Raw genomic sequence first — 15,341 nt, 5'->3', positions numbered from 1 at the left:
CATTGTACGCGAAATGCCGCCGCGTGCCGGCCCGCCCTCTTCCTTCGGACCGGACCGCATGCCAGTCTTGCGCCCCTTGCACTGCTGCTTCTTCCGCCGCATTCGCCCATGAAGATCGAAGTCCGTATCGCGCAATGGCTGCTGGCCGCCCTGTTCTTCCTGACCGGCGCCCTGCGCCTGTGGCAGGCCCTGCATGGCGCCGCCACCAGCGATGCGGTGCTGCTGCTGAGCACCGCCCAGGTGCTGCTGGGGGTATTGCTGGCCACCGGTTGGCAGCTGCGCATCGTCGCGCTGTGCGCCGCCGTACTGCTGCTGATCGATGCCGCGATGACGCATCCGTTCTGGACACTCTCCGGCGGCAGCGCCGCCCCTCGCTGCTGGCCTTCCTGCGGCAGGTGAGCCTGGCCGCCGGGCTGCTGCTGCTCTCCACCGCGGGCGGTGCGCGCCGGCGCTGAACGCTCAGCCGGCCGCGGCCTGCCCCAGAGTCACAAGGCCGATCGCCAGCACCAGCAGCAGCGCGAATGCGGCGGCCAGCCGCGCCAGCAGCAGGAATCCCGCGCCGCGACCGGGCTCCGGTATCAGACGTCCAGCACCAGGCCCGGGCGCGGCAGCAGCGCCTGCACGCCGTGGCGGGTCAGGAGTTCGCCGGCCAGCGCCTCGCGCGCCAGATCCTCGCCATGCACCAGCGCGACCGGCGGCGGCGCGCCGAAGCCGGCATACCACTCCAGTAATCCGCGCTGGTCGGCATGCGCGGACAGCCCGCCGACCGTATGCCGGTGCGCGTGTACCTGCACGTCGTGGCCGTGGATGCGCACCCAGCGCGCGCCCTCCACCAGCCGCCGCCCGAGCGTGCCTTCGGCCTGGTAGCCGACGAACACGATCCGGGTCTGGCGGTGCGGCAGGTGCTGGCGCATGTGGTGCAGGATGCGTCCCCCGCTGGCCATGCCATTGCCGGCGATGATGATCGCGCCGCCGTGGATGCGGTTGATCGCCATCGACTCCTCCACCGATTCGGAAATGTGCAGGTTCGGCAGCCGGAACGGATTGGGCGTGCCGCGCCAGGCCGCACGCGCCTCGGCGTCGAACAGTTCGTGGTGGCGGTCGTACACCCGCACCACCTTCGACGCCATCGGGCTGTCCAGATGGATGCGCCAGCGCGCCATGTCCCAGTCGTCCCAGTGGCGGGCGAACCAGTACAGCAGCTCCTGCGTGCGCCCCACCGCGAACGCCGGGATCAGCACGTTGCCACCATCGCGCCAGGCCGCGCGCAGGATCTCGCCCAGCTCCTGCACAGTGGCAACGCGGTCGCGATGGTTGCGGTTGCCGTAGGTGGATTCCAGCAGCAGCAGGTCGGCCGCGGGCACCGGCTCGGGATCGCGCAGGATCGGAGTGCCGCGCATGCCCAGATCGCCGGAGAACACCAGGGTGCGGCCATCCGCGCGCAGCTCGACGCTGGCCGAACCGAGGATATGGCCGGCATCGCGCAGCGTGAGGTCGACCCCCGCCAGCAGCGCCGGATGCGCGCCATAGGCCAGCGGCCGCACCCGCTCCAGCGTGCGCTGCACATCCTCCCGGGTGTACAGCGGCATCGCCGGCGGCTGCCCCGGCCGGCGCCGGCGGTTGGCGCGCTCGGCGTCGCTTTCCTGCAGGCTGGCCGAATCCAGCAGCATGATCGGCAGCAGGTCGGCCGTGGCGGCCTGGGTGTAGATCGGCCCCTCGAAGCCGGCCATGGCCAGCCGCGGCAGGCGCCCGCAGTGGTCGATATGGGCGTGGCTGAGCACCACCGCGTCCAGCGCGGCGGCGTCGAACGGGAACGGCGCGAAGTTCGCCGCTTCCGCCTCCGGGCTGCCCTGTACCATGCCGCAGTCGAGCAGAATGCGGCGGCCCGCCGCCTCGACCAGATGCATGGAGCCGGTCACCTGCCCGGCCGCTCCGTGGAAATGCACGCGCATGCGCAACGCTCTGCCGGATCGTGTGATGACGGGAGCTTAACCTTCAGCCCCTACTTTCGGCAGTGGCGCACGGGAAAACTGTGCCGGATGCTGCGGAAATCCCCCGATGAGCCTCCTTTCCATGCGCCTGTTTCCCCTCGCCTGCACCCTGTCGCTGCTGCTGGCGGCCGGCGTCCAGGCCCAGCCCGCCGACGCCGTCCCCGGCAGCGATGCCATCGTCAGCAAGACCCTGGCCAATGGCCTGAAGATCATCGTCTGGCCCGACCACGACATCCCCAGCGCCAACTACTACACCTTCTACAAGGTCGGCAGCCGCAACGAGCACGCCGGCATCACCGGCCTGGCGCATTTCTTCGAGCACATGATGTTCAACGGCACCACCCGCCGCGCGCCGGGCGAGTTCGACCGCACCATGGAAGCCGCCGGCGGCAGCAACAACGCCAGCACCAGCAGCGATTTGACCATCTACACCGACTGGTTCCCGCCCAGCGCGCTTGCGACCATCTTCGACCTCGAGGGCGACCGCATGGCTCACCTCGCGTTCGACCCCAAGGTGGTGGAGAGCGAGCGCGAGGTGGTGTACAGCGAACGCCGCAGCAGCGTGGACAACGACAGCATGGGCACGCTGATGGAGCAGATGCAGGCCAGCGCGTTCCTGGCCCATCCCTACCAGATCCCGACCATCGGCTGGCCCAGCGACATCGAGCACTGGACGATCGGCGACCTCCAGCGCTTCTTCAAGACCTACTACGCGCCCAACAACGCGGTGCTGGTGGTGGCCGGCGACGTGCAGCCGGCGCAGGTGTTCCAGCTTGCCGACAAGTACCTGGCCACGCTGCCGCGCCAGCCGGCGCCGCCGGCGGTCACCACGGTCGAGCCGGAGCAGCTGGGCGAACGCCGGATCGTGATCGAGCGCGCCGACGCGCAGTCGCCGATCGTGGCGTTCGCCTTCCACAGCGGGCTCGGCGCCGGCAGCAAGGACTTCCCCGTGCTGGAGCTGCTGACCACCCTCCTCGCCCAGGGCCAGTCCTCGCGCCTGCACCAGCGCCTGGTGGAGCGCGAGCAGGCCGCGGTGAGCGCCGGCGCATTCGCCGAGGCTGGCTTCGACCCCGGGCTGCTGTGGGTGTACGCGCTGCTGCCGCCCGGGGGCGATCCGGCCCGCGCCGAGGCGCTGCTGGACGACGAGCTTTCGAAGATCACGCGCGAGGGCGTGACCGCCGCCGAGCTGGAGAAGGCCCGCAATCTCAAGCTGGCGCAGTTCTGGCGGCAGATGGCGACCATCAACGGCAAATCCCAGCTGCTGGGCGAGGCCGAGGTGTTCCAGGGCGACTACCGCAAGGCCTTCGACGCCCCGGCCGCCTACGCGGCGGTGACCCCGGCCCAGGTGCAGGCGCTGGCCGCGAAGATCCTGCGCAGGCAGAACCGCACCACCGGGCTGCTGCAGCCGGTCGCCGCGGCGTCCACCGACACATCGGCCACCCCGCCAGCCGCCACCCAGACGGAGGGCGCACGATGAGCCGCCTGCGTTTCCTGTTCGCGGCGCTGGCCGCACTGGCGATGGCCGCCGCCTCCGCCGCCGGCATCCGCCTGCCCGACTACCAGACCGTGCGCCTGGACAACGGCGCCACCCTGCTGCTGGCCCCGCGCAAGGACGTGCCGATGGTGGCCGCCACCGTGCTGGTGCGCGGCGGTTCGCTGGCCGATCCGGCCGGCAAGGAAGGCACCGCCGACCTGCTGGCCGACCTGCTCTCCAAGGGCGCCGGCGGCCGCGACGCGCTGGCCTTCGCGCAGGCGGTGGACGGCGCCGGCGGCAGCCTGGCCTTCGCCAGCACCGGCGAGGCGATCGTGGCCAACGCCCAGTTCCTGGCCAAGGACAGCGACCTGATGCTGTCGCTGCTGGCGGATGCCCTGCTGCGTCCGCGCATGGACCCGGCCGAGTTCGACAAGCTGCGCAAGCGCGCGATCGACGGCCTGGCCGCCGCCAAGGACGCCGACCCGCGCCGCCTGATCGGGCAGTACACGGACAGCTGGCTGTTCCGCGGACATCCCTACGGGCGCCCCGACAGCGGCGACGAGACCAGCCTGGCGACGATCACGCTGGAGGACCTGCAGGCCTTCCGCCGCCAGCAGATGGGCGGCGACCGCCTGCTCATCGCCATCGCCGGCGATTTCGACCCGGCGCGGGTCACCGCGCAGGTGCAGCAGGCCTTCGGCACCTGGGGCAAGGCGGAAGGCGCGCTGCCGCAGGTGCCCGCCAAGGCCCGCGAAACCGGCCGCCGGGTGCTGCTGGTGGACAAGCCCGGCGCCACCCAGACCTACTTCGCGCTGGCCAACGTCGGCAGCTACCGCGACGACCCCGCACGCGCCGCGCAGGACCTGGTGCAGACCGCGTTCGGCGGGCGCTTCACCTCGATGCTCAATACCGAGCTGCGGGTGAAATCCGGCCTGACCTACGGCGCGCGCTCGCAGATCGACCGCCCGCGCCAGCCGGGCGCGGTGGAGATCAGCAGCTTCACCAAGACCGAGACCACCCAGGCCGCGATCGATCTGGCCATCGCCACCCTCGACCGCCTGCACCGCGAGGGCCTGGACGCGGCCACCCTGCAGTCGGCCAGGCACTACATCGCCGGGCAGTTCCCGCCGACCCTGGAGACCGCGCCGCAGCTGGCCAATGCCATCGCCTGGCTGGCGCTGTACGGCGACGGCCGCGACTACATCGACGGTTATCTGGACGCCGTGGCCGCCGCCACCCCGGCGCAGGTGGCCGCCGCGCGCGCGGTATTTCCGAGCAGCCAGGACCTGGTGATCGTGGCCATCGGCGATGCCGCCAGGATCCGCGACGTGATGCGCCGCTACGGGCCGCTGACCGAAATGAAACTGTCCGACCCCCGCTTTTCTCCCTGACCTCGCCGGTCGATCGTCGCCCGGCACTTCCCGCCCATTCCGGAGCCTTCGTTAAGTGAATACCCCCAAGCTGCTGCTGTTGTCCCTCGCCGTCACCGCCGCCCTGAGCGCCTGCCAGAAGCCAGCCGCGCCCGCGGCCTCCGCCGACGCCACCGCCGCCGCGCAGCCCACGCTGCCGCCGCTGGCGGGCTTCAAGACCAGCGATCTGGATCCGTCCAAGAACGTGTGCGACAACCTGGCCGATTACGTCAATGCGAAGTGGACTGGCCGCCAACCCGGTGCCACCCGACAAGACCACCTGGGGCAGCTTCAAGATGCTGGACGAGCGCGCGCAGGCCGCCAGCCGCGGCATCGCCGAGGCCGCCGCGGCCGACAAGGGGGCCACCGGCATCACCCGCCTGGTGGGCGACCTGTATGCCAGCGGCATGGACACCGCGAAGATCGATGCCGCCGGGCTTGCTCCACTGCAACCGATGCTGGCGCGGATCGACGCGCTCAAGACCCCATCCGACATCGCCGCCTATCTGCGCGACGAGTTCGCGGTCGGGCGCGGCGAGGTGTTCAGCTTCGGCGCCGAGGCCGACTTCAAGAACTCCCGCCAGAAGATCGGCTACGCCTTCCAGGGCGGGCTGTCGCTGCCGGAGCGCGCCTACTACCTGGAGGACGGCCCGGACGGCAAGTACAAGGCGATCCGCGCAGCGTTCGTGAAGCACGTCTCCCGGCAGCTGCAGAACGCCGGCGTGGCCGCTGCCGACGCCGACAGGCAGGCCGCCGACGTGCTGGCGTTCGAAACCCGCCTGGCCAAGGCCTCGCTGTCGCCGATCGAGCTGCGCGACCCGAACAACCAGTACCACTACGTCACCCTGGCCGAAGCCGACAAGGTGACCCCGCACTTCTCCTGGAGCGCGTTCTTCAAGGCCAACGGCGTGCAGGCCGACGGCTTCTCGCTGTCGCAGCCGAAGTTCTTCGCCGAGTTCGACAAGATGCTCGCCGACGTGCCGGCCGCGCAGTGGCAGGCCTACCTGCGCCTGCACGCGATCGACGGCATGGCCCCGTACCTGGCCGACAAGTTCAACGACGAACGCTTCGATTTCTACGCCCGCACCCTGCGCGGCCAGCAAGAGCAGAAGCCGCGCTGGAAGCGCGTGCTCGACACCGTGGAAGGCAGCGCCGGCGAGGCGCTGGGCCAGCTGTACGTCAAGCAGTACTTCCCGGCCGAATCCAAGGCGCAGATGCAGACCCTGGTGGACAACCTGCGCCAGGCGCTGAAGGCGCGGATCGAGAAGCTGGACTGGATGAGCCCGGAGACCAAGGCCAAGGCGATGGAGAAATGGGCCAGCTTCACCCCCAAGATCGGCTACCCCGACAAGTGGCGCAGTTGGGACGGCCTGGCCACCAAGCGCGACGACTACGCCGGCAACGTGCTGGCCGCGGCCAAGTTCAACCACGACTACGAGATGGCCAAGATCGGCAAGCCGGTGGACCGCACCGAGTGGGGCATGACCCCGCAGACGGTGAACGCCTACTACAACCCGCTGATGAACGAGATCGTGTTCCCGGCGGCGATCCTGCAGCCGCCGTTCTTCGATCCCAAGGCCGACCCGGCGCTGAACTATGGCGGCATCGGCGCGGTGATCGGGCACGAGATGATGCACGGCTACGACGACCAGGGCAGCCAGTTCGACGCCCAGGGCAACTTCAACAACTGGTGGACCCAGGCCGATCGCGCCGGCTTCGACGCGCGCACCGCCAAGCTGGTCAGGCAGTTCGACGACTACGTGGCGATCGACGGCCTGCACGTGAAGGGCCAGCTCACCCTGGGCGAGAACATCGCCGACCTCGGCGGCCTGAACGTGGCCTGGGACGCCTACCAGAAGGCCCTGAAAGACGCCGGCAAGTCGGGCGGCGACAAGGTGGACGGCTACCCGGAGGACCAGCGCTTCTTCTTCAACTGGGCCACCGTGTGGCGCCGCAACTTCACCCCGGATGAGCTGAAGGTGCGCCTGAACACCGACCCGCACGCCCCGGCCAACTTCCGCGCGATCGGCGCGCCGTCGAACATGCCGGCGTTCGCACAGGCGTTCGGCTGCAAGGCCGGCAGCCCGATGGTGCGCCCGGAGGATCAGCGCGTGGTGATCTGGTGATCCGGCGCGCCCACGCCTGATGCCGCGAGGCCCGGCCCTGCCGGGCCTCGTCATTTTTGCGACTGGTGGCGAGGCCGCGGCGGTTCCGGCGCGTGCGCCGGCGGTGTATGTTCGCGCTTTCCGCCCGCGGAGCACGCCCATGGACATCCACGCCATCGCCCTGACCCTGTATGCCCAGCTCGTCGGCCGCCACCCTGACGCCAGCCTCGACATGGACGCGCGCATCGCGCTGGGGCGCGAGGCCTACCGCTACGCCGAGGCCTTCGTCGCCGCCAAGGACCAGTACATCCGCGCGCTGCCCGTGCCCACCAATGAACAAGGCTTCTGAGGCTCGCACGGTGCGCCTGCCCGCCCGGCTCTCCGCATTCGCCCTCGCGGCGTCTTTCCTCACACTGTCCGCCTGCAGCAGCGGCCCGGTGCGGCGGGTCTCGGAACCCACCGCCAGCATCCAGCAGCTGCGCGTGCGCGCCGACGGAGCGTGGGACGTGCAGCTGCGCCTGCAGAACTACAGCAGCGTACCGATGCGGTTCGACCGCACCGCGCTGGCGCTGGCGTTCGACAACGGCCCGGCGGCGCGGCTGGACCTGCAGCCAGGGCTCGACGTCGGCCCGGAATCGGCCGACGTGGTCAACGCCACCCTGGCCCCGCTGCCGGCCGGGCGCGCGCGCGTGGCGGCCGCACTCGCCGACGGCGCCTCGCTGTCCTACACCCTGTCCGGCAGCCTCGACGCCACCCCGCAGGACGGCAAGCAGAGGTCGTGGACGATCCAGCGCGAGAGCGTCCTCTCGCCGGTGCCCGGCCTGCCCGGCGCGCTGCGCTGATCACGGCGCGGCGACGGCCACACCGCCACACCATACGCTGTAGTATGCTCAAGACCTGAGGTGGGCCGATCGGCGGCCCACGCCGGTGATGGACTGTCCCTCATGAGCACCTACAAAGCCCCCCTCGACGACCTCCGCTTCGGCCTGTACGACGTGCTGAACGCGGAGGCCCTGTTCGCCCGCCTGGGCCATGCCGATGCCAACCGCGAGCTGGTGGACGCCGTGCTGGATGAAGCCGCGCGCTTCACCGAGACCGTGCTGGCGCCGCTCAACCGGGTCGGCGACGAGCTCGGCTGCCGCTACGACAAGGCCACCGGCAACGTCACCCCGCCGCCAGGCTTCAAGCAGGCCTTCGACCAGTTCGTGGAAGGCGGCTGGACCGGCCTGACCAACGCCCCCGAGCACGGCGGCCAGGGCATGCCCGCGCTGCTGGGCGGCGTGCTCACCGAGCTGGTGGACGGCGGCAACCTGGCCTGGGGCAACTTCCCGATGCTCAGCCACGGCGCGGTCAAGGCGCTGGAGACCTACGGTGAAGACTGGCAGCAGGAGGTCTTTCTGAAGCCGCTGGTGGCCGGCACCTGGACCGGCACGATGTGCCTGACCGAGCCGCACTGCGGCACCGATCTGGGGCTGATCAAGACCCGCGCCGAGCCCGTCGCCGACGGCAAGTACGCCATCACCGGCACCAAGATCTTCATCACCGCCGGCGAGCACGACCTCGTCCCCAACATCGTGCACCTGGTGCTGGCCAAGCTGCCGGACGCGCCGCCCGGCGCCAAGGGCATCTCGCTGTTCGTGGTGCCCAAGTTCAAGGTCGCGCGCGACGGCACGGTGGGCGAGCGCAACGCGGTACGCTGCGGCGCGATCGAACACAAGATGGGCATCCACGGCTCGGCCACCTGCGTGATGAACTTCGATGGCGCCGAGGGGTACCTCGTCGGGCAGCCGCACAAGGGCCTGCAGGCGATGTTCGTGATGATGAACTCGGCGCGCCTGGGCGTGGGCGTGCAGGGTCTGGGGCTGTCCGAACGCGCCTACCAGAACGCGCTGCGCTACGCGCGCGAGCGCCTGCAGTCGCGCGCGTTGTCCGGCCCGAAATACCCGGACAAGCCGGCCGACCCGCTGCTGGTGCAGCCGGACGTGCGCCGCATGCTGCTCACCCAGAAGGCGCTGATCGAAGGCGGCCGCCTGCTGTCGCTGCACGCCTACTCGCTGCTGGACGTGGCCGAGAAGGCGCAGGATGCCGGCGAGCGCGAGCGCGCGGAAACCCTGGTGAGCTGGCTGACCCCGATCTCCAAGGCCTGCCTGACCGAATGGGCGATCGAGAACACCTACAACGCCCTGCAGTGCTTCGGCGGCCACGGCTACATCCACGAGCACGGGATGGAGCAGTACGCACGTGACGCCCGCATCACCACCCTGTATGAAGGCACCACCGGCATCCAGTCGCTGGACCTGATCGGGCGCAAGACCGCGGCCACCCAGGGCGCCGGGCTGAAGCTGTTCCTGGCCGAAGTGGAAACCTTCGCGAAGCAGCACGAGGGCGACGCCGCGCTGGCCGAGTTCATCGCGCCGCTGCGCGCCAAGTGCGGCGAGTGGGGCACGCTCACCCAGGACGTGCTGCAGCGCGCGGCGGCCAATCCCGAGGAGCTGGGCGCGGCCAGCACCGACTACCTGCTGTATTCCGGCTACGTGGTGCTGGCCTACTGGTGGGCGCGCAGCGTGGCCGCGGCCAATGCCTCGCAGCGACCACCGGCGTTCAAGGACGCCAAGCGCGACACCGCCCGCTTCTACTACGCGCGCGTCCTGCCGCGCACGCTGGCGCACAAGGCCGCGATCGACGCCGGTGCCGGCACCCTGATGACCCTGCCCGACGCCGGCTTCGGCCCGCAGTAAACAGGCGCATCCCGTCCTGGAAAGGCCGCTCTCCCGTCATTCCCGCCTCCGTGGGAACGGCGGGCGTGCCGGCCCGGCCGTAGGACGGCCAGCGCCTCGGGCGGCAGCAGCGCAGGCCCCATGCGGTACACAAACCGTCATCGAAGGGGTATAAGCTGCTGTTCCATATGGAGACCGACAGAGCGCTCGCTGGCCCGGCCCATGATGGCCCCCCGCCCCGCTGCCTCGCTGCATGCGGTGCGCAGCCTACCCCCGCGCGCTCCCGGGTTCGCCCCGCACCTGCGCCTGCTGGCGCTCGACGCGCACGGCCGCGCCCTCGACTGGATGAGCTGGCAGGACGCCGCCTGCCTGTATGCGCGCGGCGCGGTCGCCTGGACTTTGGGCGATCCCTGTCTGGAACTACACGGCGGCCTGCAGCGCGCCACCGGCCGCCGCAGCCTGCTGCAGCTGCACCCCATCATCGCCGCGCGCGGACACGTGCGCCCGGCGGCGATCGCGCCCACGCCCGCGCTGACCAACCAGGCCCTGTTCGCCCGCGACCAGTATCTTTGCCTGTACTGCGGACGCGAGTTCTCGCGGCATGCGCTCACCCGCGACCACGTGCAGCCGGTATCCCGCGGCGGGCGCGACGTGTGGGAGAACGTCGTCACCGCCTGCGTACAGTGCAACTCGCGCAAGGGCAACCGCACCCCGCAACAGGCCGGCATGCCGCTGCTGGCCATCCCCTACCGCCCGAGCTGGGTGGAGCACCTGATCCTGTCCAACCGCAACATCCTCGCCGACCAGATGGCATTCCTGAAGGCGCAGATGCCCCGCCACCCGCGCGGCAACTGACCACCGTCGCACAAACACCCATCGAGGCACGCAATGACCACATCCGCCAAGGTCGAGAACTGCCACTTCAAGTTCCAGTGCAACCGCGACTGGGACGACCTGTTCGAGATCGAGCTAACCCCCAACATCCGCTACTGCGACGACTGCGACCACCTCGTCTATCTGTGTTCCCGCGCGGAGCTGGAGGAACACGCCCGCAAAGGGCACTGCGTCGCGCTGCCGGTCGAAGAGGGCACCCACCTCCGCCGCCACACCGTCGGTGCGGTCGCACCGCCGGAGGAGCTCCGCCCCCTGCGGGAGCTCCTCGAGCCGCACGAGCCCCGCAAGAAAAATTCCCGCAAGGAAAAATCATGAGCATCGCCGCCGTGCCCGCCGCAGGACGCAGCCGCGGTGCATGGTTTCCCGGGCGCGTGCGGCCTGCCCTGCCCCCGCCCGCAGCCGGCGATTGACGCGCGCGCCGGCGGCGGCAACACTCGGGGCCGAACCGCGACAAGGACACTGCGATGGCGCTGACCCTGGGCATGACCGGCATGGAACGCCACACCGAAGCCGAGGTGACGGCGGCCTTCAAGGCCGCCAACGTCGAGATCGGCGGGCGCTGGACGCTGGTGGACAGCGAGCACGCCGACTACGTCATCATCGACATGGACAGCCTGTACGGGCCCATGAGCTGGCTGCGCCTGCACGGGCTGGGGCGCAAGGTGATCGGGCTGACCTCGACGGACCGCCAGCAGACCGACTACCGCCTGCCGCACCCGATCAGCGCCAGCGACCTGGCCGTACTGCTGAGCGAGATCGAAACCGACGCTCCGCTGCTGGCAGATGCGGCTGCCGCCAAGCACCCGCCCACCGCGTCCACACCTGCCGGGATCGCGCCGGTGGAGACGCCGGCGGAGCCCCCTGCGGCCATCGCCGGCATCGAAGCCACTGGCATCATCGAAGCACCCGCCACGGCGACCGCGCCGGAGCCGGTGGCGGAACCGCAGGCCACGGTCACCCCTGCGCCGCCCGCGGCCAGCGTGCAACCGCAGGCAAAGCAGCCGCTGCTGGGCTGGCTGACCGGCGGACGTCCCACCCTTCGGGTGCGCCTGCAGCACGCCGAGGCACCGGCGCTGCTGCTGGATGTCCCGCGCGGCCACTGGCACGGCCCGGCCGCGCTCAAACCGCTTGCGCCGCACTTTGCCACGCCGCTGGAAGAGACCGATTTCGTCGCGCTGGACGATGCCGCCTGGGCCGAGGAAAGCGCCCGCCTCGGCCCTCCGCAGCCGCTGGCCCGCCTGCTGTGGCTGGGCGGCCTGCTGTCCGGCGCACCGGCCGACGGGCCCTACCTGCTGACGAAGTGGCCGCAGACCGAGCGTGAATATCCGCGCCACTTCCGCATCGCCACCGTGATGATGAAGGGCCCGGCCGACGCCGACGCCATCGCCACCGCGGCCGGCGTCGCGCGCGCGGAAGTCGTGGACTTCATCAATGCCAATCTGGCCACCGGCTACGCCGAGCCGGTATGGCCGGAACCGCCGCCGGAACCGGCTGCCGCCAAACCCACCGGTCTGTTCGGCCGCCTGCGCGGGCACTGACCCGCGCCCCCTGCTGCAGCGCGCGCGGCTACGCGCGGTGGTAGGGATGGTTGGCCAGCAGCGCGGCGGCGCGGTAGAGCTGTTCGGCCAGCACCAGGCGCACCAGCATGTGCGGCAGCGTCAGCGGTCCCAGCGACCAGGTTTCGTCGGCGCGCGCGAGCACCTCGGGCGCGTGCCCTTCCGGGCCACCGATCAGGAAGGCGAGGTCGCGCCCCAGCCCGCGCCAGTGTTCCAGGCGCTGGGCGAGCTGCTCGGAACTGTGCATCCGGCCTCGCCCATCCAGCGCCACCACCTGCGCGTTCTTCGGGAGCGCGGCCAGCACCCGCGCGCCCTCGTCGCAGATCGCGCGCGCGGTGTCGCGGCCCTTGCCGCGGATGCCTGGCTCGATCTCCACCAGCTCCAGTGGCAGCCAGTGCGACAGCCGCTTCTGGTATTCGGTGAAACCCTGCGCCACCCAGCCGGGGGCGCGCTCGCCGACCGCGACCAGACGGGCCTTCATGCCACCGCCCTGTCGCCCACCCGGCGGGGATCAGGCATCCGGGGCGCCGCCGGCCCCTGCGTCTTCAGGACGCTGGTCACCGACGGACCACAGCCGCTCCAGCGCGTAGAACTCGCGCACGCGCGGCAGCATGATGTGCACGACCACGTCGCCGAGGTCCACCAGCACCCATTCGGCCTCGCGCTCGCCTTCCACGCCCAGCGGGATCACGTCCAGCTGCTTGGCGAACTTCACCACCTCGTCGGCGGCGGACTTCACGTGGCGGGTGGATGTCCCGGAGGCGACCACCATGAAATCGCAGACGCTGCTCTTGCCGCGCACGTCGATTTCCACCACGTCCTTGGCTTTGAGTTCCTCCAGTCCGGCGTGCACCGCTTTGAGCAAGGCGTCCACCGAGGGCGGCGGCGTGGGCAGGCTGGTCTTGATGACGTGGGCGCTGGTGGTCAAGGGCGATCGCTCTGGGGAGGTGCGGCCAGTATAACGGCCGGGTCGCGGTACAGCTGCAGGCGCTCGATCTCCGCCGCCACCGGCGCCGGCACCCAGTCGCGCCAGGGGATGCCAGCGGCGATCCGGTGGCGCAACTCAGTCGAGGACTCCGGCCGCAGCGGCGCCAGCGGCAGCAGGCAGACCGCCCCGGCGGGGGCCTGCGCGAGCGCGGCGGGCGGGCGCCAGCGCGGCGCGATGGCCTCCTGCACCGCCGGCGCCGCGGCGGCCAGCGCCGCGCCGTCCACGGGCGCGTCCGGCCGCGCGACCACCACCAGATGCGCCAGCGCCAGCAGCGCGCGCCAGCGATGCCAGGTGTGCAGCTGGCGCAGCGAATCGGCCCCCACCAGCCACGCGATCGGCGCCTGCGGGCCCAGCTCGGCGCGCAGCTGATGCAGCGTGTCCACCGTGTAGGACGGCCCGGCGCGCTGCAGTTCGCGGCGGTCCACCCGCAACCCGGGCACCCCGGCCACGGCCAGTTCCAGCAGATGCGCGCGCTCCTCCGCGGCGGCGTGGGTGGCCGCCTTGTGCGGCGGATCCCCGGCCGGCAGCAGGGACACCTGCGCGCCGAACAGGTCGCGGGCGGCGCAGGCGATCGCCAGGTGGCCGTTGTGCACCGGGTCGAAGCTGCCGCCGTAATAAATCCGCAGCATCGCGCTCACGAGGCCAGCAAGCGGCGCGCCCTGGGTTCGGCCACCACCAGCAGCAGGCGCTCCAGCTGCAGCCAGGCGTCGTGCGACTCCCGCCCCGGCCGCGCCCGCCCCTTGGCGATGCGGTCCACCCGCCCGGCCTCGGCCAGCAGCCACTGCCAGCGCTCCGGCGAATGCCGGGCGAGCGCGCGCTTGTAGGTGGCCTGGCGCGATTCCCAGATCCCCAGCGCCTTGCAGCGACCGGCGAAATCCGCGGCCTGCGCCAGCGCCGCCAGCGCGCCCAGTTCCTTCACCACCATGCCCATCAGCGCCGGGATCGCCTCGCCTTCCGCGCGCAGCCCGGCCAGCACGCGCGCCACCTGCGCCGGCCGCCCGTTCAGCGCGGCCTCCATCAGGCGGAACACGTCGAAGCGTGCGGAATCGGCCACCAGCGCCTGCAGCCGGCCGGCATCCAGCACTTCGTCGCGCTCCAGCAGCAGGGCAAGCTTGTCCACTTCCTGCGCCGCCGCCAGCAGATTGCCTTCCACCCGCTGCGCGAGCAGCGCCAGTGCTTCCGGAGTGGCCTTGATCCCGGCCCGGCGCAGGCGCGCGCCCAGCCCAGCCGGCCAGTTCATGCGGCTTGACCGGCCAGGCGATGGCCACGTGCCCGGCCCGGGCGATGGCCTGGCTCCACTTGCCGGCATGCGCCTTCGACCACTCGCCGGCGATGACCAGCAGCACCACGTCCGGTGGCGGCGCCTCGCAGTAGGCGGTGATCACCTTGGCGCCTTCGGTGCCGGGCTTGCCCGAGGGCAGGCGCACTTCGACCAGGCGTCGGCTGGCGAACAGGCTGGGCGCGTGCAGCGAGGACTGCAGGGCCGGCCAATCGGCATCGCGGCCCTCCATGTCGTGCACTTCGCGCTCGCCGATGCCCTGCGCGCGCGCGGCCGCGCGCACGCCGTCGGCCGCCTCCAGCACCAGCAATGGTTCGCTGCCGGCGACCAGGTAGGCCGGCCGCAGGGGTTCGTTGGCCAGTTGCCCCGCCAGGCGGTCGGCGCCCAGTTCCATCGCGGCGGGTGCGCCTTTAGTGCGCGCCGGCGGGCGCCGAAGCGGCGTCCACCCGACGCAGGATCGAGGCGGCCATGTCGCGCTGCAGTTCGCGCACCAGCAGCTCGCGCTCGCTGGCCTTGCCGATCGAATCCACCGCGGGCGCCAGATAGTCGCGCGAGAGCTCCACCGACTGCTGCGGCACCGCCACGCTGCCATCGGCGCGGCGCAGGCTGAACACCACCGCGTAGCGCAGCAGGTATTCCAGCGCGCGCCCGGACTGATCGTTGCTGATCGGGGTATCCGCCCAGTTCTCCGAAATCACCTGCAGGGTGGCCACGCCCTCGCTGGCGTCGGGTGCGGCCGGCTGCGCGCCGGCGCGGCGCAGGCCGTCGGCCAGCATACCGCCCAGCGGGCTGTAGCGGTCGGCGGTGACCACCCGCACCGGGCCAAGATTGGCCGGCAGGTTGAGCGCGTTGCGCAGATGGAAGCCGCAGCCGGACAGCAGCGCAGCGGCGGACAGCACGAGGACGGCGAGACGGGCGTTCATGCCGG

Annotated in this window: 14 protein-coding genes and 2 pseudogenes; 10 read left to right on the top strand and 6 right to left on the bottom strand. The window is 71.3% G+C overall.

Translation table 11 applies throughout. The features are described from left to right. The first annotated feature begins 108 nt into the window (after nucleotides 1-108). Complete coding sequence (locus tag LJB71_RS05170; RefSeq protein ID WP_259303348.1) at nucleotides 109-399, top strand: hypothetical protein; 291 nt, start codon at nucleotides 109-111, stop codon at nucleotides 397-399. Between the two features lie 179 nt (nucleotides 400-578). On the opposite strand, the gene LJB71_RS05165 is transcribed toward LJB71_RS05170, so the two are convergent. Next, entirely contained in the window at nucleotides 579-1,919 is a 1,341-nt protein-coding gene (locus LJB71_RS05165) for an MBL fold metallo-hydrolase (protein ID WP_259303347.1), read from the bottom strand. Between the two features lie 139 nt (nucleotides 1,920-2,058). Between LJB71_RS05165 and LJB71_RS05160 the strand changes: the two genes are divergently transcribed. The 9 genes and pseudogenes from LJB71_RS05160 to LJB71_RS05120 all read left to right on the top strand — a co-directional run bounded on the left by LJB71_RS05160 (nucleotide 2,059) and on the right by LJB71_RS05120 (nucleotide 12,128). Further along, nucleotides 2,059-3,468, top strand: coding sequence for a pitrilysin family protein (locus LJB71_RS05160; protein WP_259303346.1), 1,410 nt, complete (start codon nucleotides 2,059-2,061; stop codon nucleotides 3,466-3,468). After that, entirely contained in the window at nucleotides 3,465-4,856 is a 1,392-nt protein-coding gene (locus LJB71_RS05155) for a pitrilysin family protein (RefSeq protein ID WP_259303345.1), read from the top strand. The genes LJB71_RS05160 and LJB71_RS05155 overlap by 4 nt, the downstream gene beginning before the upstream one ends. Nucleotides 4,857-4,929: 73 nt before the next feature. Beyond that, nucleotides 4,930-7,000 (top strand): annotated as a pseudogene (locus LJB71_RS05150) (M13-type metalloendopeptidase). A 139-nt stretch (nucleotides 7,001-7,139) separates the two neighbouring features. Continuing rightward, on the top strand, nucleotides 7,140-7,328 hold the full coding sequence (locus tag LJB71_RS05145; RefSeq protein WP_259303344.1) for a hypothetical protein: 189 nt from the start codon (nucleotides 7,140-7,142) through the stop codon (nucleotides 7,326-7,328). A 16-nt stretch (nucleotides 7,329-7,344) separates the two neighbouring features. Beyond that, nucleotides 7,345-7,821, top strand: coding sequence for a hypothetical protein (locus LJB71_RS05140; RefSeq protein ID WP_259304742.1), 477 nt, complete (start codon nucleotides 7,345-7,347; stop codon nucleotides 7,819-7,821). Nucleotides 7,822-7,923: 102 nt separating this feature from the next. After that, entirely contained in the window at nucleotides 7,924-9,717 is a 1,794-nt protein-coding gene (locus LJB71_RS05135; protein ID WP_259303343.1) for an acyl-CoA dehydrogenase C-terminal domain-containing protein, read from the top strand. A 201-nt stretch (nucleotides 9,718-9,918) separates the two neighbouring features. Next, nucleotides 9,919-10,551 (top strand): HNH endonuclease, encoded by a 633-nt coding sequence (locus tag LJB71_RS05130; RefSeq protein ID WP_259303342.1) that lies wholly within the window; start codon nucleotides 9,919-9,921, stop codon nucleotides 10,549-10,551. A 33-nt stretch (nucleotides 10,552-10,584) separates the two neighbouring features. Continuing rightward, the gene (locus tag LJB71_RS05125; protein ID WP_259303341.1) at nucleotides 10,585-10,905 is read left to right on the top strand and encodes a hypothetical protein; all 321 of its coding nucleotides are present in this window, start codon (nucleotides 10,585-10,587) and stop codon (nucleotides 10,903-10,905) included. A 149-nt stretch (nucleotides 10,906-11,054) separates the two neighbouring features. After that, on the top strand, nucleotides 11,055-12,128 hold the full coding sequence (locus tag LJB71_RS05120) for a hypothetical protein (protein WP_259303340.1): 1,074 nt from the start codon (nucleotides 11,055-11,057) through the stop codon (nucleotides 12,126-12,128). A 28-nt stretch (nucleotides 12,129-12,156) separates the two neighbouring features. Here the strand turns inward: LJB71_RS05120 and rlmH are convergent, their stop codons facing one another. The 5 genes and pseudogenes from rlmH to lptE form a co-directional block, all read right to left on the bottom strand. Further along, nucleotides 12,157-12,627: a 23S rRNA (pseudouridine(1915)-N(3))-methyltransferase RlmH gene (gene rlmH, locus LJB71_RS05115; RefSeq protein WP_259303339.1), complete on the bottom strand. Its 471-nt coding sequence runs from the start codon at nucleotides 12,625-12,627 to the stop codon at nucleotides 12,157-12,159. Nucleotides 12,628-12,657: 30 nt separating this feature from the next. After that, entirely contained in the window at nucleotides 12,658-13,074 is a 417-nt protein-coding gene (gene rsfS, locus LJB71_RS05110; protein WP_259303338.1) for a ribosome silencing factor, read from the bottom strand. Further along, nucleotides 13,071-13,763: a nicotinate-nucleotide adenylyltransferase gene (gene nadD, locus LJB71_RS05105; RefSeq protein ID WP_259304741.1), complete on the bottom strand. Its 693-nt coding sequence runs from the start codon at nucleotides 13,761-13,763 to the stop codon at nucleotides 13,071-13,073. Before nadD ends, rsfS begins: the two co-directional genes overlap by 4 nt. Nucleotides 13,764-13,768: 5 nt before the next feature. Next, nucleotides 13,769-14,807: pseudogene (holA, locus tag LJB71_RS05100) on the bottom strand (DNA polymerase III subunit delta). Between the two features lie 16 nt (nucleotides 14,808-14,823). Continuing rightward, entirely contained in the window at nucleotides 14,824-15,336 is a 513-nt protein-coding gene (gene lptE, locus LJB71_RS05095; protein WP_259303337.1) for an LPS assembly lipoprotein LptE, read from the bottom strand. Nucleotides 15,337-15,341: the final 5 nt, after the last annotated feature.

The organism is Thermomonas sp. S9 (genome assembly GCF_024704365.1).
Taxonomy (GTDB): domain Bacteria; phylum Pseudomonadota; class Gammaproteobacteria; order Xanthomonadales; family Xanthomonadaceae; genus Thermomonas.
This window is presented reverse-complemented; position numbering and strand designations above follow the sequence as displayed.